Here is a 16648-nt window from a genome sequence, read left to right on the forward strand (position 1 = left end):
TAGAGAAAGCAAGTAAGAATAGCAAGGAAAAATGAAATATATACTCATATATTTCAAACTTATGCTACAATTGGTAATAACAGAGGTATTCACATGAATCAATATCAAAAGACGACTGAGAAAAAGCAGCAAGCGATTATTCAAGCAGCTTTGCGTTTGTTTAAAGACAAAGGTTTTAAACAAACGAGTATAAAATCTATTGCAGAGGCAGCAGAAGTATCTCCTGTTTCTATCTACAATTATTTCGGGAGCAAAGATAATTTGGTGGCTCTCTGTGTTAATGACTTGTTTGAAGAAATAACCCAACAAGCTGAGGACATTTTAAATAGCAATCTAGATTTTAAAACAAAATTAGACCATGCTTTTGCCCTATGTCAGGAGAAAATGAGTCAGCAAATCTCGGACTATTTTCAAGATAAAATGGTGGAAGATTCTGTTTTCTCAACTCTCCTAACGAAAGCAATCACTGCAAAAAAAGGTGACATCTATCGTGCTTATATTCATCTCGGAAAAGCAGAGGGCCTTATTGCTGAAGACCTATCGACAGAGCTTATCTTAAATGTCATGGATGCTCTTAATGGTATGGGAAATCAATTAGCCCATAGTGACAATTTAGAGACAGAGGTTGAGCAGATTCATCAGATCTTTTTGTACGGTATTTTAGGAAAAAAGAAATCATGATTTTCCTAATTCTATTATTGTTCACAGCTAGCAACATCCCATCCCAATCAGTTGTATATTCTCATGCATGGGTCTAAAATTTACTATATAAAGATAAAGAGGAGCAAGTTATGGAATTAAAAGATTTCACAGAACAAGAACAAAAGCAAATCGAAAAAGGTTTGAGCACAGCTGAGATTTCTGATAAGGAAGCGGCTAAGAAGTTACTCGCTCTCGTACCACAAGAATGGATTAAACGCATTCCTTTCTTTGTCAGAGGGCATGCGACGACTAAGACAGTCGAGCGTGTAGCCAAGCAATATCCTGAACTTTATGCAGCGGCTAAGCGCCAAGGGGACCTTCCTGAAAAAGAGAGAGAAGAGCTCCGTAAAATCATGTCAGGCATCTTTGAAGAAAAAATGAATAAACACAAGATTAAATAAGATTTTTAAAGACAATGTATTTATTTCTACAATTACGAATCAACCTTCCATAAAAAAGAGATACTGTCAATTTTACCATCCCGTTACGGAGAAAAAATGAGCAAATTTATTTCAAAACAATCAGTCGCTATCTGGTATGCACTGTCTGCCCTCTTTGCTACATATATAGTAGGGCAAGTTATCCTATGGTGTTTCCCAGACAGGAGTAGTCTGGGTGCCTCACTACTGTTTATCCTAATGAACTGTGTTCCCCTGATTATGGCGGCTGTCTTTTCTCTTGTGTTGAGTGAAGTCAAATCCTTGGGTGAATTTTTCAAAAAGGTCTTTCTTCAAAAAGAAAGTCCCCTGTCCTGGATTCTAGCTCTCTTCATTCCAGTCATCTACTATGGAACCTCATTCTTTCTCAGGAATATTAGCTTTACTGGGAACACCCTCTTGGCCTTCTTACTATATTTTCCCTGGACCTTTTTATATGGGGGGCTGGAAGAAGTAGGTTGGCGTTGGTTTTTACAAGAACATCTTTACTTTAGTAAGCACTTTATAACTAAAATGATGGTTCTTTCGATTGTCTGGTTCCTCTGGCATATCCCTATCTATCAACTCCCTTGGATTACAGCAGGTTCCTCCAACTATCTCATTTTTTACCTGATGATTTTAGGAAATACTTTTCTATTTGGAGCTCTCAAAGAGTATTCGAAAGGAGCTGCTCCTTGTATCCTTGCCCATATGCTGATTGATAGTCTGGCTGACCTTATGCTGGTTCAGAGCTCTCTTACCCAGATTATCCTTCTGGTTATTTGCGAAATCCTACTAGCCTCTTGGCTGGTGGCGGTACGAAAATCATAGAATTAGAGTTGAACCTCCCACTGAATTTCAGTGGAAGCTTTTCATTCCTATCAGTTGATATAATGACACAGTTTCATTTTTAGGAGATGACTCGTTTGGCCAAGGATACATTTCATCATCAAAAGGTTGAAAAAGAATGCCAAGAGTTGAGTAAAATCATGACAGGCATCTTTGAAGAAAAAATGAATAAACACAAGATTAAGTAATGTTGTATCAAAAGAGGTATAAGTTTACAAACTTATACCTCTTTCATATCTTTACTTCTTACTTGATTTGGATAGGGTGATGGCAACCATTGTCGAACACAGGAAAAAGGCTGATAGTAAACCTTTTGTAGTCGTGGTCATAAAGGGTTTATCAAAGACATAATAGTTATAGACAGAAAATCCCAGTCCAATAAGAGTTACAATAATCGATATAACAAATAGCGTCACCCATAATCTTCTTTGAGTCATCGTCAACCTCCTGTTTGTATTCGTTTTCTTTCTACCTATAGTATAACATAAAAAACCTTAGCTAAATTCCAGAGAGTGGTTTGGCTAAGGTTTTCATATTATTTCGTCAAGACAACCGTATCATTTGGATCGTGGTCATCATCTTCAATAGTCAGCTGATTACCGTCGAGTTTGTAGAATTTGGTATCATCACCAATCGTTATACTTTGATTGTCAGGGTTAACTGTTACAGACTTGCTTTCCTTCTCGCCATCTGCTTCGTCCTCTTCCCAAGTTCCAGTATTTCCAGAGATGGTAAGAGTAATACGATTATTTTCATCAGTTCCTTTATAGGTGCCATCTAGCCCTTCAGTCTGTTTAGAAACTTCAGAACTTTGTGAAGATGAAACCTTACTTGAACTTTGTTGGGTGCTAGCAGAGCTTTCAGGTGTTTGAGCTTTCTGGTTTGAGCAGGCTGCTAAAAGACCAAGAACTGCCATAGAGGCAAGAGAAAGTGTGAGTTTTTTGGACAATGTCATAGGCTTTGTCTCCTTTCTTTGATACCTTAAGTATAGCAAACGCTTACAAGCAAACCAAGCAAAAGCCCTTTTCTGAAAATAGTTGGAAATCACTCTTCAAATTCTCAAAGGCATAATCTATTATCCCCATTTAAACTATGCTATACTGATAAAAAGCAATCAAGGAAGGTTCCTAATGACAACTACCAATCCACGTCGCCAGTGCGAGCGACTTTGGGCAGCCAATAAGTACCTGGTGCTCAGCCATTCAAACAAGATTTACTTAGAAATCCGTAACTATCTCAAGAATGATGAGGTTAGTTTGGATCAGGTTCAGGCCTACATTGATCAAGCCCTGGACCTTCCTGAAAATCCTGGTCAGGTCGTCAATGCTTTCCAACATATCTGGGGGTATTTTAAGAAAAAAGCAACCACTAGTGAGAAGGAAAAGTTTATGGCTCAGTTAGATAGCTATGCAGCAGGCCAAATTCCTCAGCATGGTTTAGTGGAATCTGTCAAAGAGCTCCTCAGCAAGTATCCTAATCGCTATCTGGAGGAGTCAACCTTAATTAATGGGGGTTCAAAATGAGACTGTGGCATCAAGAGTTGATTGCAAAACTACCCCGTCAGCAATTATTAGGGCAGCACCGAGAATGTTGTGCCCTTCGTGGTAAGGGATGGCAACGCAAACATGCGACGGTTAACTATGTTTTTGATTATTCACCGTATCGCTTGTTTAAATACCATGAGCTTATTATGCAAGAAATGGCGGAACGTGGCTATCGTGTCAGCCCAGAGTGGTTGGACAAGGAGTATCGAGGCAGGCAGATGCCAGCCTACGATAAGATTGAAGTGGAGAAGCTACCAGTCATCATTTACCCAGAGCATGATACTGCCTATTTACAGGAATGTCTGGACAATCTCAAGCAAAAAGGAATCATCATCTAAAGGAGGAAAACGATGCATTTGTTTAAGTGGCTTGCACCTAAAAAGAAAGCAGCAGAAGGCCTTGTCATGCGTATTTCGACAGCTGATCAGGTAGACTATGCGACGATTACAAACCCAAGTGACAGTGATATCTGGGATGCCTTGGCGCAACTTCCAGTATCCTACGATAGTCTCTATCTCACTTATAGCGAAAAAGGGTCAATGAGTTTTATCTTTGTTGAATCCGAGGATGACAAGTATCGCTTGGAACACGACACACCTGAGCTAGGATTAGAATTGACCAATGTCGCGCGTGTATCCCAACAAGTTGCCAGAGACATCCTTATTCGCTTTTCTAAAGAGCACACAGTGATTTTGGACGACCATTGGAAGCAAGAGAAAGTAAGGTAGTCCTATGGCCTACCTCACCCCAGAAACCAGACGAAAACGACGAAAAGCCTTTTGCTTAATCATTGAAATCATTTGTCTGGTTCATTTTGCAATCATTGTCCCGCGAGACCGGATTTTTACTCCTGAAAAATGGGCTCAAACACCAGCTCCTATGCGACACAAACTCATGTGGAGTTTTCACCGGCAGTATCAGCTTGAGGGCATGACGAGAAAAGAAGTTGAGAAACTCTTGGGCAAGGGGAGTGATCTTCAAGGAAGTGTTGAGTACAAGCTGAAGGACGATTGGATTGGTGGTTGGCGTGTTTACCATATTGACTATAAGCAAGACCGTGTGATTCGTGCCAAAGAAACCTGGCAAGACTGGTGAGAATGAGCTTTCTTGTCCCTTATTTAGATAAATATAGAAGAATGTTAACATGGATGAATTAAAAGATATCAAACTTAAAAATTATCAGTACCTAAATGAGGTTGCTATCAAGGGGGAAACGCTTTTAAAATGTCAAAGCTATTTTTTGACTAAAAGAGGAGGACAAACTCATGACCCTATTTATGTCTAAACTGATGAGCGGTATTATGGAACTGCTCATAGTCTCTGTCATTCCTTTTATCACTTGGTTAATTTGGAGCAGGAAAAAGGTTAGTTTCTTTGATTGGATTGGGTTGAAGAAAGTTGAGAGTCAGAAGAAGAGGCAATTACTACTGTCCATTTTGGGTTTTTCCCTACTTTTTCTTCTTTTTTCAATTATCGTCTTCGCTTGGTTCGACTCTAGCAAAACGGTCACAGCAGATTTTTCTGGAAAGGGAATTGGAGCTCTTCCTGCTATTCTAGCCTACGCTATCTTAGGGACTGCCTTGCCAGAAGAAATCTTCTTTAGAGGTTTTCTATTAAAAAGGATGCAAGGAAAACTAGGATTTCTAGGAGCAAATCTGGTTCAGTCTCTCTTATTTGGTCTCATCCATGGGTATATGTTTATTCAACTAACTGGTTACCTTAAGGCTTTTGCTATTTTTGCCTTTATTAGCCTCATAGCTTTCGTTTTGGGTGCTATCAATGAGAAGAAAGCAAATGGCTCCATTCTTCCAAGTGTCTTTATCCACGCCTTGGCCAATACGGTTGTAGGGTTGCTCTTTGCCTTCTCCCTCATTTAGATAAAATTATATAGAAGAAAGTTAACATGGATGAATTAAAAGATATCAAACTTAAAAACTATCAGTACCTAAATGAGGTTGCTATCAAGGGGGAAACGCTTTTCACGGGCTCCTCTCTCATGGAGCTTTTTCCCATTTGTGAAATCGCTAGGAGTAGAGGTATCGACGATATCATCTACAATCGGGGCATCAGTGGTTTGAATACGGATGAATTTCTCCAGCATATCCATCCTCTACTTTTGGATCTGCAACCGAGTAAGGTTTTCATCAATATCGGTACCAATGACATGACCGAGGAGCCTTATGGAGATCAGTAGTTCCAACATATGACGGCAAATATCAGCCAAATTCTGGAGCAAACACTTGCTATTTTGCCCCATACCAAGATTTAACTGATGGCTTTTTACCCAGCCAATCTACATCTGCCTTGGCAGACACCGGCATCTATCCAGTGGATGAAACTGCGGACTCCTGAAAATCTTGACCGTTGCAACCAGGCTCTTGAGGAAATTGCCAAAACCTATGGCTGCCACTTCATTAATTGTAATGCTGATTTGGTTGATGATAGAAAAGAGCAGAAGGCTGAGCACACCTATGACGGCGTCCACCTTTATGCCAAAGCTTACTTAAAAGTCTTTGAAGTTCTGGAGCCATATCTCCTGCATTAAGAAAATATGAGAGAATTTCCAGTTCTTACTCGCTTTTTTCCCTTGATTACAGTACAATAGACGTCAAAAGTGAAAAATTGAAATGAGGTATCCCTATGTGGAAATGGTTTAAACGACTCCTTGTCCTCGTCATTGTGCTCTTTTTTGCAGTGGCGGCTCTACTTATTCCGGACAAGATCGATAGTCAGGACCAATTAAAAAATGTATCAACACAAACATCCCTTGCTGATTTAGCCCAGGCTGGTATTGGTGGGGCGTCCCTTTCATCAGGCGGGGTTTCAACTGAGATTAATCTTGACAGTAATCAGTTTCGTCAAATCCTAAAAGCAAGCATGGCTGATTCTAATGACGAGACCTTGCAAAACAGTAGCGTAGAGTTGAATGATTCCTATCTAACAGCTAAGGTTCCCGTATCTCTTGGGCCTATCGGATCAACATTTAGCCTTGATTTTACGGTCAGCACTAACAAGGAAGTCATCCTACTAGATTTGGCAGGTGCCCACCTGGGTCGCCTTCCAGTTCCAAAATCACTGGTTCTGCCTTACCTCAAGAAGAGCATTGCCCAGTCCAGCAGTGGTGTTCGCATGGTTAACGACCAAATTCAGCTCAAGCTTCCAGAAATCGGCTATGAAATTGAGCAAGCCTCTGTGACTAATAGCAAGATGAAGGTGAAACTTAACATTCCGATTTCCTTGCCAACAAGTTGGTAATCTATAATGAATCTTTCAAAACAAGTCCATAGTCTGGACTTGTTTTTTGATACCTTCACTTCTAAACTAAGAAAGTTAAAAAATTCTTGAAATAATAGCTTTAAATCCCTCAATCCCCTAGAAAATGAGCTTTTCCTATGCTATCATAAGATTGTAAAATTGATAAGCGTCTGATACTCATTGAAAAAGAGTTATTTCACTGAGTTAAAGAGTTTTAGGATAGTAGTTAGGAGGAAAAAATGGACGCTTTAAAATATATCACACCCAAATTTTTCACCACCATCAGGAATTATTCTAAGGGCCAGTTCATCAAGGACCTGATTGCAGGAGTCATCGTGGCTATCATTGCCCTGCCATTGTCGATTGCCCTTGCCATTGCCTCTGGTGTCAATCCCGAACAAGGTCTTTACACAGCAGTTGTTGCAGGCTTTTTTATTTCCTTTTTAGGAGGTAGTCGGGTTCAGATTGGTGGACCGACTGCAGCATTCGTTGTTATCATCTATGGCATCATCGCCCAGTATGGTATGGCTGGTTTGACCCTTGCCACGCTCATGGCGGGACTCATGCTTATTATCATGGGGCTCCTGCGTTTTGGTGACCTGATCAAGTTCATTCCCAAAACCATCACACTTGGTTTTACCTTGGGGATAGCTGTTGGGATTGTGGCTGGACAGGTTAAAGATTTCCTGGGCCTTGAGATGAAGTCCGTGCCAGCTGAGTTCTTAGAAAAACTTCTAGCTTATGGGAAGCATCTTTCAAGTATTAGCTGGGCTACACTTGCAATTGGTATCTTGGCCCTAGTCATTCAAATCTTTTGGCCACGCCTTTCTCAGAAAATTCCGGGGTCTTTGGTTGCAATTATTGTGACCACAGCCATCGTAGCTTTTGGTCATCTCCCAGTCAAAACCATCGGTGATCTTTACACCATCAAAGCAGGACTTCCAAGTTTCACAGTTCCTGACCTATCATTTTCTTTGATTCGTCAAATGATGTCGCCAGCCTTCACCATTGCCATACTAGCAGCCATTGAATCCCTACTTTCTTGCGTTGTTTCAGACGGGATGATTGGTGGTAATCATCGCTCTAATGCTGAATTGATTGGCCAAGGTGTTGGGAATATCATGTCAGCCCTCTTTGGCGGGATTCCTGCAACTGGTGCCATCGCCCGTACCGCAGCCAATGTCAAAAATGGAGGACGGACACCAGTAGCGGGGATGGTTCATGCTCTTACCTTGCTTCTGATTTTACTCTTTCTCATGCCTTATGCCTCATTGATTCCTATGACCTGTTTGGCCTCAATCCTAATGATTGTCGGTTATAACATGAGCGGTTGGCGTACTGTCGTTCGTATGATTCAACGTGCTCCTAAGAGTGACGTAGCAGTCCTTATCGTAACCTTTATCTTAACCGTTTTCTTTGACCTAGTGGTTGCCATCGAATTCGGTATGGTCCTAGCAGCCTTCCTCTTCCTCAAACGCATGTCAGACGTGGCTCAAATTCGTCAGTGGGTGGACAAGGGGAATCTAGAAGATCCTATATTGTCTGAGGACAGCGACTTGAAACAAGTCCCAAAAAACACTGTCGTCTATGAAGTCTTTGGTGCCCTCTTCTTTGGTGCAGCCAATAACTTCTTGAATGTAATCAATGATGAAACTAAGAATGTTCTCATCTTACGCATGCGAAACGTTCCAGCCATGGATATCTCAGGTCTAGATGCCCTTGAAGAAACCCTGGCCATTTGTCAAAAACGTGGCATGACCTTGCTTCTCTCTCACGTCAATGCTCAACCCTACCGAGTGCTTGAAAAATCAGGCTTCATCCAGACTATCGGAGCAGACCATATCTGTGAGTCAACCGACCAAGCTCTTGAAAAAGCAGCAACACTAGCACAAGAAGCCTAGACACATCTATTTAGAACAAGAAGAAAAAGCCAGTTCAACTGAACTTGGCTTTTTAAAATACGCGATAAACATAGGGATTGTCAGGCTGTCCGACCTCTTTAACCTCAGTCAAATTGAGGATAGGAAGGCTCTGTTTAAGATTTTGATAATAATCCACAGTGATGGTACCAGTGACTTTTACCCAGGTATTATCCTTGAAGGTTTGGTCACTTCCTCTCGTCGCCAGTCCGTAAACACCTGAATCGGCGATACAGTGGATAATACCGAAACGGAAGATGAACTGATAACCCTTGGTCTGTGGGTCATTGTAAACAAAGCCGGTATAGGTGACCTTCTTGCCCACAAAATCGTTAGGATAGAGGTAGATGAGCTCCATAACTTCCATGTAATTTTCCGTGGTAATCTGGATGGTCTCACGTCCCTTGTACTTGGCTAGCTCCTTGGTCATCTCCTTCTCATAAGCAGAGGAGGTGAAGTAGGAGCTGGTGTCTGGCTTCAAGTACTGGATAGTCGTTCCCTCTTGGTCGGCCTGGTTAGGATCGCTCCCTGCCGCCAGTGGAAAATGATACCCCTTAGCTGATACGGTATTGGCATCCAAGGTTACTGTTGGCACCAAGAGCCCCGTAAGGACTGGAAAGGCCAAGAGAACGATGCTGGCTACCTTGGCTACTCGACCTGACAAATGCGAGTGAACCTTCATCTGCTTCATCCAAACAATGAGTTGAACCACAGCGAGGATAAAGGAAAGCACCATGGAAATGTAGGCCAAGTAGGAGTAGTGGATATTAATATACTGGTTGAGCTTGCCAGAAACTTGCAAGTACATGACCAGCTCAAAATACCCAGATAAGATGAGAAAACGTAACATTAAATCACCCCCAATACCAGACAGTAAATGATTGTCACCAGACTTGCGGTTCCTACGAAGAGACCAACAAAGCGCGTCTTAAACTGGTGTTTCATCATGATTAGGTTCTTGATATCAACCATAGGACCGATGATTAGAAAGGCCACTGTTGGTGCCACTCCAAAACTAGAGAGCAAGGAAGCCCCGATAAAGGCATCCGCCTCTGAACAAAGCGAGAGGATAAAGGCCAAAAGCATCATGATGAGGATGGCTGTCACCGAATTGTGCCCGATTGTCGTAAGAATACGGGTAGGTAGGTAGGTCTGCATCCCTGCGGCCACCAGGCTCCCGAAAATCAGGTAACGCCCAGTGTCGAAAAATTCATCTACCGCATGAACCAAGGCTTGAAAAACTTTCTTACCAGCTGACAAACCACTATAGTCGTGCACATGACTGACCTTACGATTATCCTTGAGAATCTGGTCATCCACCACAAAGCCCAGCAAGATTCCCAAAATTATGGCAATCAAGAAAGCCCCGAGGAAACGTAAAATTACGTAGTACCAAGAGTTCCCAAAGGCCGTATAGGTCGCAAAGAGAACGACTGGATTAATGATAGGAGCTGTTGCCATGAAAGGAATAGCCGTGTAGCTAGGCACTTTTTTCTCTAAAAAGCGCGTGATAATGGGAACAATCCCACACTCACAAGAAGGGAAAATAAAACCAATTAGAGTTCCAAAGAGAATAGCCAGGACCTTGTTTTTCGGCAGGAAGTTTTGGACCTTTTCAGGAGTCACGAAGATTTCGATAAAGCCAGACAAGATGCTTCCTAGTAAAACGAAGGGCAGGGCTTCGATAATAATAGATAGAAAAACTGCCAGAAGCTGCAAAACGCTATCTGGTAGTTGATGAAAAATAGCCATAACTATTATTTCTTCTTATCTTCTTGAAGACGTTTGTCCTTCTTAGGATCAGTTCCCGCCTTCTCAAAATCAGGGATAGCCGCAAAAGATGCCATCATGCTTTCAAGTTCATTTGTTTTTTTCTGAATAACCGCCATAAAAAGCCTCCGAGTTTAAATAAGATACCAAGGGCGTCATTTCTAAGAGAAAATTAGGGCATCAGACGAAGAAGCTCTGCTTCTAGGAAGATGCATCTATTTTCCGAAAGAAATGGCCCGAGTTCAGTTGCAAAAAGATACTAAGGGCGTCATTTCTGTTAGAAATAGCCCCTAACAATAGGTTTACCTTTCTATTATACTACCTCTTGCTTAAAAATTCTCGCTTCAGCTACAAGGTTTTCTACCCAAGCAAATCTCCTATCGTGGTATAATAGAACCTATGGAAAATCGTAATCTAGAGACATTGGCTCAGGAATTGGGCCTAAAAAAACAACAAGTTGAAACAGTTTTGGAATTGACCGCAGAAGGCAATACCATTCCTTTCATTGCCCGTTACCGTAAGGAAAAAACAGGCAATCTTGATGAAACGCAAATCAAGGCTATCATTGATATGGATAAGTCCTTGACGGCTCTTCAAGACCGCAAGGAAACAGTTCTGGCCAAGATTGAGGCACAGGGCAAATTGACTGATCAACTCAAGGCAGCCATTGAAGCGGCTGAAAAGTTGGCGGATGTGGAAGAACTCTACCTCCCCTATAAGGAAAAACGTCGCACCAAAGCGACTATTGCCCGTGAAGCAGGTCTTTTCCCATTGGCTCGTCTTATCTTGCAAAATAGCCCCAACCTCAAGGCTGAAGCTGAAAAGCTGACATCTGAAGCCTTTCCAACAGCTGACAAGGCTCTTGCGGGTGCTGTGGACATTTTGATTGAGGCCTTTTCTGAGGACAATAGCTTGCGCTCTTGGACCTACAACGAAATCTGGAACAACAGTGACATCACTTCAACCCTCAAGGATCAATCGCTGGATGAAAAAGAAACTTTCAAGATTTACTATGATTTTGAGGATAAGGTGTCTAAACTTCAAGGTTACCGTACGTTAGCCCTTAACCGTGGTGAGAAACTAGGCGTTATTAAGGTAAGTTTTAAGCACAATCTTGAGAAAATGCACCGTTTCTACAGTGCTCGTTTCAAACAAAAAAATGACTATATCGAGGAAGTTATCAATCAATCTCTCAAGAAGAAAATCATTCCAGCTATGGAGCGTCGTATCCGAAGCGAATTGACTGAAGCAGCAGAAGATGGTGCTATTCAACTTTTCTCTCAAAATCTTCGAAACCTCCTTCTAGTATCGCCACTTAAAGGCAAGATGGTACTTGGTTTTGACCCAGCCTTTCGTACAGGGGCTAAGTTGGCCGTGGTTGACCAAACTGGTAAGCTCATTACAACGCAAGTGATCTATCCAGTAGCTCCAGCAAGTCAGGCTAAAATCGCACAGGCTAAAAAAGACTTGGCTGACCTCATCAAAAAGTATGCCATTGAGATTATTGCGATCGGTAATGGAACAGCAAGCCGTGAAAGTGAAGCTTTTGTGGCAGAAGTCCTCAAGGATTTCCCAGAAACTTCTTATGTCATTGTCAATGAAAGTGGTGCCTCTGTCTACTCTGCATCAGAGTTGGCCCGCCATGAGTTTCCAGATTTGACGGTCGAAAAACGCTCTGCCATTTCTATTGCCCGTCGTCTCCAAGACCCATTGGCCGAGTTGGTTAAGATTGACCCTAAATCAATCGGAGTAGGCCAATACCAGCATGATGTTAGTCAGAAGAAACTGTCTGAAAATCTTGATTTCGTCGTTGATACCGTGGTTAACCAAGTCGGTGTCAATGTCAATACGGCAAGTAGTACCCTCTTGTCACACGTGTCAGGACTCAACAAGACCATCTCTGAAAATATCGTTGCCTACCGTGAGGAAAATGGTGAGATTGCATCACGTGCTGAAATCAAAAAGGTCCCACGTCTCGGTGCCAAGGCTTTCGAACAAGCAGCTGGTTTCCTCCGTATCCCAAATGCCAAGAATATCTTGGATAATACAGGGGTCCACCCAGAGTCTTACCCAGCGGTAAAAGACCTCTTCAAGCAGTTGGATATCACAGATTTGGACGACTCTGCCAAAGAGAAATTGAAGGCTCTTAATCTTAAAGAAACAGCAGAAGAGCTAGTGCTTGGACAGGAAACCCTTAAAGATATCATCGCTGACCTTTTGAAACCAGGTCGTGACCTCCGTGATGATTTTGAAGCACCAGTACTTCGTCAGGATGTTCTTGAACTCAAAGACTTGTCAGTCGGACAAAAACTTGAAGGGACAGTCCGAAATGTTGTGGACTTTGGTGCCTTTGTGGATATCGGTGTCCATGAGGATGGACTTATCCATATCTCTGAGATGAGTAAGAGCTTCGTTAACCACCCAAGTCAGGTCGTTTCTGTTGGGGATTTGGTTACCGTGTGGGTATCAAAAGTTGATTTGGAGCATGAAAAACTCAACCTCTCCTTGGTGAATCCACGTGAATCTAACTGATTATGTTAAGACTGTTTCTATAGAAGATTTTGGCTGGGAATTTAAGCATCAAGCCTTGTGGAACAAGCGTCTCCGGACCACTGGAGGGCGGTTCTTTCCCAAGGATGGACACTTAGATTTCAATCCAAAACTCTATGAGGAACATGGTCTTGAGACCTTTCGAAAAATCGTCCGCCACGAGCTTTGTCATTATCACCTTTATTTTCAAGGTAAGGGCTACAAGCATGTTGATAGAGATTTTAAGGACTTACTAGCCAAGGTTGAAGGCCTTAGATACGCTCCAAAGATGCAAGGTCAAAAGGAGAAGTACTACCTCTATCAGTGCCAATCTTGTGGTCATATCTACCGTCGCAAACGCCGTGTCAATACACAGAAGTTTGGATGCGGTCTGTGTCGAGGCAAGCTCATTTTTCTAAATCAGTCCTAGGGCTGATTTTTTTAATTTAAAAAAATCATATAATTAAATCAAAGAAATGATGGGAGAAGAAGACCATGTCAAATCGTTTTTATAAAACACGAAAAAATAGACTCGTCGCCGGTGTTGTTGCAGGTTTGGCAGATAAGTTTGGTTGGGACCTAGCTTTGGCTCGTATCTTGGCTGTTATTCTAATGGTTTCAACGCAGTTTGGAATCTTTCTATACTTGGTTTTAGCCTTTCTCCTTCCTTACAAAGAAGATATTTATCCCGAAATCAAACTCAAGGATGGACGTAAACGTAAAAACGCTGAACCTGTCGAAGACGAGTGGAATTGGTGAGTAAATTATAATAGAAAAGATCTATGATTGGCCTTAGTGCTAGTCATAGGTCTTTTTTGCTTTGAGAACCGCATTGAAAACCTTTTTATGATACAATGAAACTAGTAAATAATCGGAGGAAATAACATGATAGTAACTGTTAAAATGCTGGTTGATAGGCTTAAACTCAAGGTTGTCTATGGAAATAAGGAGCTTTTGGCAAAAGCGATAACAACAGCTGATATCTCTCGTCCTGGTTTAGAAATGACGGGGTATTTTGACTATTATTCACCTGAACGACTTCAGTTGGTTGGGATGAAGGAGTGGTCCTACCTTAAAACCATGACTGATTACAACCGTTATTCTGTTTTTGCGAATATGTTTAAAGCGGAAACTCCAGCTGTTATCGTGGCGCGTGGTCTTGAGATTCCGGAAGAGATGCTTCGAGCTGCTAAGGAAAATGGTGTAGCAGTTCTTCAAGGACGAAACGGCACATCGTCGCTTTCAGGTGACATGTCTTGGTATCTTAACTCGCAATTAGCTGAACGAACTAGTGTCCATGGTGTTTTGGTAGATATCTACGGGATGGGAGTTCTTATTCAAGGAGACTCTGGCATCGGTAAGAGTGAGACAGGGCTTGAGTTGGTGAAACGTGGTCACCGTCTTGTCGCTGACGACCGTGTGGATGTTTATGCTAAGGATGAGGAGACTCTCTGGGGTGAGCCCGCGGAAATCCTCCGCCATCTTCTTGAAATTCGTGGGGTTGGGATCATTGACGTTATGAGCCTTTACGGAGCTAGTGCTGTCCGTAATTCCTCTCAAGTTCAGTTGGCTATTTATCTTGATAATTTTGAAAATGGCAAGATCTTTGACCGTCTTGGAAATGGCAATGAAGAAATTGAATTGCAGGGCGTTAAGATTCCACGTATCCGCATTCCTGTTAAGACAGGACGTAACGTTTCAGTCGTTATCGAAGCTGCAGCAATGAACTATCGTGCTAAGCAAATGGGATTTGATGCAACCAAAACCTTTGAGGACCGTTTGACCAACCTCATTAGTAAGAATGGTGAAGACTGATGTTAGCTACCATTGATCCAATTGCCCTAAGACTTGGTCCAATCAGTATTCATTGGTATGCCATCTGTATTGTATCTGGTCTTTTACTAGCCGTTTATCTGGCTCAGCGTTGGGCTCCCGAAAAGGGAATTGACCCTGAAAACATCCTAGATTTTATTCTTCTTGCCTTTCCTATAGCCATTGTTGGTGCAAGGCTCTACTATGTGATCTTCCAGTGGTCTTACTACAGTCAGAATCTTTCAGAAATTGTTGCGATTTGGAATGGCGGAATTGCCATTTATGGTGGCTTGATTGCAGGTGCAGCTGTCCTCTATTGGTTTTCGAAACGTCATGCCATTGCTGTCTTGGATTTTCTTGATATTGCATCACCTGGCGTTATGATTGCTCAGAGTATCGGTCGCTGGGGAAATTTTGTTAACCAAGAGGCTTACGGAAGAGCAGTTAGTCATCTGAATTATGTCCCAGAATTTATTCGCCAGCAGATGTTCATTGATGGGAGTTATCGTGTACCGACCTTTCTTTATGAAAGTCTTTGGAACTTAGTCGGATTTATCACTATCCTAGGACTAAGACGCTTTTATAAGAAACTACGTCAAGGAGATGTGACCTCATTTTACCTTATCTGGTATGGTCTTGGACGTTTTGTCATTGAAGGTATGCGTACCGATAGTCTCATGTTTGCTGGCTTGCGTGTTTCTCAATGGGTCAGCATCGCCATTATCATCTTGGGTGCTATCTTACTATATTTGCGAAAGCAACGTCCAGAGGCAGATTATAAAATGAAAAACTAGTCATACCGCTCAGACTTTGTTATAATATAATGAAAATTATCATAACAAAGGTTACTGGAAACTGAAGAATCTATTTCAGTTTTCTTGTAGTAACCTTTTAAAAAGGTCAAAGGAGTCCTAAACTATGGCAGAAATTGCATTTCTTATTATCGCAATCGCACTTGCTGCGTTCCTCGTTGCATTGATCCCTACCCTACTTCGTACACGTCATGTGGTCAAAGAAGTTGAAGAAACAGTTGCTGTGCTTCGTACAGACATTAATGTAACCCTTCATCAAACAAATGAAATCTTGGCTAAGGCAAACGTCTTGGTTGAAGATGTTAATGAAAAAGTTCAAACAATCGATCCTCTTTTCGTAGCAGTAGCTGAGCTTTCAGAAAGTGTTTCTGACTTGAATACTGAAGCTCGTTACCTCGGTGCTAAAGCAAGTGCAGCAGGAGCAAGTGTCGGTAAGGCGGGTTCAGCCTTTGCTATCGGTAAAGTTGCTTCAAAACTATTTAGTAAAAAAGACAAGAAAAAATAAGGAGGTCTTTTCATGAGTAAATTTTTAAACACCCTAATCATTGGTGCAGCTTCTGGAGCTGCAGCAGCTTACTTCTTTACAACTGAAAAAGGTAAAGCTGTTAAATCACGTATCGATGAAGAAATCGCTTCATTCAAAGAAGATCCTAAAGCTTATCAAAATCAAGTGGTGGAAAAAGCTAGCGACTACAAAGATTTGGCAGTCGATACTTTCCAAGACTACAAAACAAAATTTGAAAATGGTGAAATCACTGCAGATGATTTGACAAAAACCGTTCAAGAAAAAACAGCTCAAGTTGCTGACTTTGCAAAAGAAAGCTTTGAACTTATCAAGGAGAAAACAGCTCAAGTAACTCCTGAACAAGCGGATGTTGAAGCAGAAACAAAAGCTATTGTTGATGATATCGTCATTGATATTAAAGATATCTCTGAAGAAGCAGCAGAAGAAAAATAAAAAAGGGCTCCTTGTCAACTGTAGTGGGTGACGAAAAGCTAACATCTAGAGAGGACCTGATAGGTCTTCTCTTTTTTTATGT

The 16648-nt window shown here is 41.7% G+C and carries 25 protein-coding genes; 20 read left to right on the forward strand and 5 right to left on the reverse strand.

What is annotated here, in order from left to right; translation table 11 throughout:
* Window positions 1–93 precede the first annotated feature (93 nt).
* The 3 genes from H7U04_RS10195 (at window position 94) to H7U04_RS10205 (ending at window position 1949) form a co-directional block, all read left to right on the forward strand.
* Entirely contained in the window at window positions 94–681 is a 588-nt protein-coding gene (locus tag H7U04_RS10195; protein ID WP_038675687.1) for a TetR/AcrR family transcriptional regulator, read from the forward strand.
* Between the two features lie 110 nt (window positions 682–791).
* Window positions 792–1103 (forward strand): hypothetical protein, encoded by a 312-nt coding sequence (locus tag H7U04_RS10200; RefSeq protein WP_064523345.1) that lies wholly within the window; start codon window positions 792–794, stop codon window positions 1101–1103.
* Between the two features lie 96 nt (window positions 1104–1199).
* Window positions 1200–1949 (forward strand): CPBP family intramembrane glutamic endopeptidase, encoded by a 750-nt coding sequence (locus H7U04_RS10205; RefSeq protein ID WP_110980841.1) that lies wholly within the window; start codon window positions 1200–1202, stop codon window positions 1947–1949.
* Between the two features lie 257 nt (window positions 1950–2206).
* Here H7U04_RS10205 and H7U04_RS10210 read toward each other — a convergent pair whose 3' ends face one another.
* The gene (locus H7U04_RS10210; protein WP_110980840.1) at window positions 2207–2404 is read right to left on the reverse strand and encodes a bacteriocin immunity protein; all 198 of its coding nucleotides are present in this window, start codon (window positions 2402–2404) and stop codon (window positions 2207–2209) included.
* 98 nt (window positions 2405–2502) lie between these two features.
* Entirely contained in the window at window positions 2503–2922 is a 420-nt protein-coding gene (locus tag H7U04_RS10215; RefSeq protein WP_110980839.1) for an SP_0198 family lipoprotein, read from the reverse strand.
* Window positions 2923–3097: 175 nt separating this feature from the next.
* Here H7U04_RS10215 and H7U04_RS10220 point away from each other — a divergent pair, with 175 nt between their 5' ends.
* From H7U04_RS10220 to H7U04_RS10260, 10 genes are all read left to right on the forward strand, one after another.
* On the forward strand, window positions 3098–3490 hold the full coding sequence (locus H7U04_RS10220) for a YbgA family protein (RefSeq protein WP_060972385.1): 393 nt from the start codon (window positions 3098–3100) through the stop codon (window positions 3488–3490).
* Window positions 3487–3849, forward strand: a complete 363-nt coding sequence (locus tag H7U04_RS10225; RefSeq protein ID WP_070476439.1) for a TIGR02328 family protein — start codon at window positions 3487–3489, stop codon at window positions 3847–3849. Before H7U04_RS10220 ends, H7U04_RS10225 begins: the two co-directional genes overlap by 4 nt.
* Before the next feature lie 12 nt (window positions 3850–3861).
* Window positions 3862–4239 (forward strand): hypothetical protein, encoded by a 378-nt coding sequence (locus H7U04_RS10230; RefSeq protein WP_060972784.1) that lies wholly within the window; start codon window positions 3862–3864, stop codon window positions 4237–4239.
* Window positions 4240–4243: 4 nt separating this feature from the next.
* Window positions 4244–4606 carry a hypothetical protein gene (locus H7U04_RS10235; protein ID WP_110980838.1) on the forward strand — a complete coding sequence of 121 codons (363 nt, stop codon included), beginning with the start codon at window positions 4244–4246 and terminating at the stop codon, window positions 4604–4606.
* Window positions 4607–4655: 49 nt separating this feature from the next.
* A complete protein-coding gene (locus H7U04_RS11465; protein WP_257056705.1) occupies window positions 4656–4796 on the forward strand; it encodes a hypothetical protein in 141 nt (46 codons plus the stop codon).
* Complete coding sequence (locus tag H7U04_RS10245) at window positions 4777–5388, forward strand: CPBP family intramembrane glutamic endopeptidase (protein WP_110980837.1); 612 nt, start codon at window positions 4777–4779, stop codon at window positions 5386–5388. Before H7U04_RS11465 ends, H7U04_RS10245 begins: the two co-directional genes overlap by 20 nt.
* Window positions 5389–5414: 26 nt before the next feature.
* Window positions 5415–5705: a hypothetical protein gene (locus tag H7U04_RS11470; protein ID WP_257056704.1), complete on the forward strand. Its 291-nt coding sequence runs from the start codon at window positions 5415–5417 to the stop codon at window positions 5703–5705.
* 138 nt (window positions 5706–5843) lie between these two features.
* Window positions 5844–6056: a hypothetical protein gene (locus H7U04_RS11475; RefSeq protein ID WP_257056703.1), complete on the forward strand. Its 213-nt coding sequence runs from the start codon at window positions 5844–5846 to the stop codon at window positions 6054–6056.
* Window positions 6057–6151: 95 nt separating this feature from the next.
* Window positions 6152–6766, forward strand: coding sequence for a DUF2140 domain-containing protein (locus tag H7U04_RS10255; RefSeq protein WP_070574889.1), 615 nt, complete (start codon window positions 6152–6154; stop codon window positions 6764–6766).
* Between the two features lie 239 nt (window positions 6767–7005).
* A complete protein-coding gene (locus tag H7U04_RS10260) occupies window positions 7006–8667 on the forward strand; it encodes a SulP family inorganic anion transporter (RefSeq protein ID WP_110980836.1) in 1662 nt (553 codons plus the stop codon).
* 52 nt (window positions 8668–8719) lie between these two features.
* Here H7U04_RS10260 and H7U04_RS10265 read toward each other — a convergent pair whose 3' ends face one another.
* Genes H7U04_RS10265 through H7U04_RS11480 form a run of 3 tightly spaced genes read right to left on the reverse strand, consistent with a single transcriptional unit; the run spans window position 8720 to window position 10574 of the window.
* Window positions 8720–9535 carry a TIGR03943 family putative permease subunit gene (locus H7U04_RS10265; protein ID WP_014634199.1) on the reverse strand — a complete coding sequence of 272 codons (816 nt, stop codon included), beginning with the start codon at window positions 9533–9535 and terminating at the stop codon, window positions 8720–8722.
* Complete coding sequence (locus H7U04_RS10270) at window positions 9535–10437, reverse strand: permease (protein ID WP_201043230.1); 903 nt, start codon at window positions 10435–10437, stop codon at window positions 9535–9537. The genes H7U04_RS10265 and H7U04_RS10270 overlap by 1 nt, the downstream gene beginning before the upstream one ends.
* A 5-nt stretch (window positions 10438–10442) precedes the next feature.
* A complete protein-coding gene (locus H7U04_RS11480) occupies window positions 10443–10574 on the reverse strand; it encodes an SPJ_0845 family protein (protein ID WP_002885949.1) in 132 nt (43 codons plus the stop codon).
* Window positions 10575–10854: 280 nt separating this feature from the next.
* On the opposite strand from H7U04_RS11480, the gene H7U04_RS10275 reads away from it, so the two are divergent.
* The 7 genes from H7U04_RS10275 (at window position 10855) to H7U04_RS10305 (ending at window position 16566) form a co-directional block, all read left to right on the forward strand.
* A complete protein-coding gene (locus tag H7U04_RS10275; protein ID WP_073686242.1) occupies window positions 10855–12987 on the forward strand; it encodes a Tex family protein in 2133 nt (710 codons plus the stop codon).
* On the forward strand, window positions 12974–13414 hold the full coding sequence (locus H7U04_RS10280; protein ID WP_002890560.1) for a SprT family protein: 441 nt from the start codon (window positions 12974–12976) through the stop codon (window positions 13412–13414). Before H7U04_RS10275 ends, H7U04_RS10280 begins: the two co-directional genes overlap by 14 nt.
* A 65-nt stretch (window positions 13415–13479) precedes the next feature.
* Window positions 13480–13743, forward strand: coding sequence for a PspC domain-containing protein (locus H7U04_RS10285; protein ID WP_002890561.1), 264 nt, complete (start codon window positions 13480–13482; stop codon window positions 13741–13743).
* A 126-nt stretch (window positions 13744–13869) separates the two neighbouring features.
* Window positions 13870–14799 carry an HPr(Ser) kinase/phosphatase gene (gene hprK, locus H7U04_RS10290; RefSeq protein WP_048790721.1) on the forward strand — a complete coding sequence of 310 codons (930 nt, stop codon included), beginning with the start codon at window positions 13870–13872 and terminating at the stop codon, window positions 14797–14799.
* A complete protein-coding gene (gene lgt, locus H7U04_RS10295) occupies window positions 14799–15590 on the forward strand; it encodes a prolipoprotein diacylglyceryl transferase (RefSeq protein ID WP_048790722.1) in 792 nt (263 codons plus the stop codon). Before hprK ends, lgt begins: the two co-directional genes overlap by 1 nt.
* A 124-nt stretch (window positions 15591–15714) precedes the next feature.
* The gene (locus H7U04_RS10300) at window positions 15715–16113 is read left to right on the forward strand and encodes a DUF948 domain-containing protein (protein WP_014634205.1); all 399 of its coding nucleotides are present in this window, start codon (window positions 15715–15717) and stop codon (window positions 16111–16113) included.
* Window positions 16114–16125: 12 nt separating this feature from the next.
* Window positions 16126–16566 carry a YtxH domain-containing protein gene (locus H7U04_RS10305; RefSeq protein WP_104020827.1) on the forward strand — a complete coding sequence of 147 codons (441 nt, stop codon included), beginning with the start codon at window positions 16126–16128 and terminating at the stop codon, window positions 16564–16566.
* The last annotated feature ends 82 nt before the right edge of the window (window positions 16567–16648 follow it).

Source organism: Streptococcus sp. 22.1, assembly GCF_016648645.1.
Taxonomy (GTDB): Bacteria; Bacillota; Bacilli; order Lactobacillales; family Streptococcaceae; genus Streptococcus.

What these genes read in the sequence shown, in the direction of transcription:
- H7U04_RS10195 (WP_038675687.1), top strand. Translation starts at nt 94, where the DNA reads ATGAATCAATATCAAAAGACGACTGAGAAAAAGCAGCAAGCGATTATT.
- H7U04_RS10200 (WP_064523345.1), top strand. Translation starts at nt 792, where the DNA reads ATGGAATTAAAAGATTTCACAGAACAAGAACAAAAGCAAATCGAAAAA.
- H7U04_RS10205 (WP_110980841.1), top strand. Translation starts at nt 1,200, where the DNA reads ATGAGCAAATTTATTTCAAAACAATCAGTCGCTATCTGGTATGCACTG.
- H7U04_RS10210 (WP_110980840.1), bottom strand. Translation starts at nt 2,404, where the DNA reads ATGACTCAAAGAAGATTATGGGTGACGCTATTTGTTATATCGATTATT.
- H7U04_RS10215 (WP_110980839.1), bottom strand. Translation starts at nt 2,922, where the DNA reads ATGACATTGTCCAAAAAACTCACACTTTCTCTTGCCTCTATGGCAGTT.
- H7U04_RS10220 (WP_060972385.1), top strand. Translation starts at nt 3,098, where the DNA reads ATGACAACTACCAATCCACGTCGCCAGTGCGAGCGACTTTGGGCAGCC.
- H7U04_RS10225 (WP_070476439.1), top strand. Translation starts at nt 3,487, where the DNA reads ATGAGACTGTGGCATCAAGAGTTGATTGCAAAACTACCCCGTCAGCAA.
- H7U04_RS10230 (WP_060972784.1), top strand. Translation starts at nt 3,862, where the DNA reads ATGCATTTGTTTAAGTGGCTTGCACCTAAAAAGAAAGCAGCAGAAGGC.
- H7U04_RS10235 (WP_110980838.1), top strand. Translation starts at nt 4,244, where the DNA reads ATGGCCTACCTCACCCCAGAAACCAGACGAAAACGACGAAAAGCCTTT.
- H7U04_RS11465 (WP_257056705.1), top strand. Translation starts at nt 4,656, where the DNA reads ATGGATGAATTAAAAGATATCAAACTTAAAAATTATCAGTACCTAAAT.
- H7U04_RS10245 (WP_110980837.1), top strand. Translation starts at nt 4,777, where the DNA reads ATGACCCTATTTATGTCTAAACTGATGAGCGGTATTATGGAACTGCTC.
- H7U04_RS11470 (WP_257056704.1), top strand. Translation starts at nt 5,415, where the DNA reads ATGGATGAATTAAAAGATATCAAACTTAAAAACTATCAGTACCTAAAT.
- H7U04_RS11475 (WP_257056703.1), top strand. Translation starts at nt 5,844, where the DNA reads ATGAAACTGCGGACTCCTGAAAATCTTGACCGTTGCAACCAGGCTCTT.
- H7U04_RS10255 (WP_070574889.1), top strand. Translation starts at nt 6,152, where the DNA reads ATGTGGAAATGGTTTAAACGACTCCTTGTCCTCGTCATTGTGCTCTTT.
- H7U04_RS10260 (WP_110980836.1), top strand. Translation starts at nt 7,006, where the DNA reads ATGGACGCTTTAAAATATATCACACCCAAATTTTTCACCACCATCAGG.
- H7U04_RS10265 (WP_014634199.1), bottom strand. Translation starts at nt 9,535, where the DNA reads ATGTTACGTTTTCTCATCTTATCTGGGTATTTTGAGCTGGTCATGTAC.
- H7U04_RS10270 (WP_201043230.1), bottom strand. Translation starts at nt 10,437, where the DNA reads ATGGCTATTTTTCATCAACTACCAGATAGCGTTTTGCAGCTTCTGGCA.
- H7U04_RS11480 (WP_002885949.1), bottom strand. Translation starts at nt 10,574, where the DNA reads ATGGCGGTTATTCAGAAAAAAACAAATGAACTTGAAAGCATGATGGCA.
- H7U04_RS10275 (WP_073686242.1), top strand. Translation starts at nt 10,855, where the DNA reads ATGGAAAATCGTAATCTAGAGACATTGGCTCAGGAATTGGGCCTAAAA.
- H7U04_RS10285 (WP_002890561.1), top strand. Translation starts at nt 13,480, where the DNA reads ATGTCAAATCGTTTTTATAAAACACGAAAAAATAGACTCGTCGCCGGT.
- hprK (WP_048790721.1), top strand. Translation starts at nt 13,870, where the DNA reads ATGATAGTAACTGTTAAAATGCTGGTTGATAGGCTTAAACTCAAGGTT.
- lgt (WP_048790722.1), top strand. Translation starts at nt 14,799, where the DNA reads ATGTTAGCTACCATTGATCCAATTGCCCTAAGACTTGGTCCAATCAGT.
- H7U04_RS10300 (WP_014634205.1), top strand. Translation starts at nt 15,715, where the DNA reads ATGGCAGAAATTGCATTTCTTATTATCGCAATCGCACTTGCTGCGTTC.
- H7U04_RS10305 (WP_104020827.1), top strand. Translation starts at nt 16,126, where the DNA reads ATGAGTAAATTTTTAAACACCCTAATCATTGGTGCAGCTTCTGGAGCT.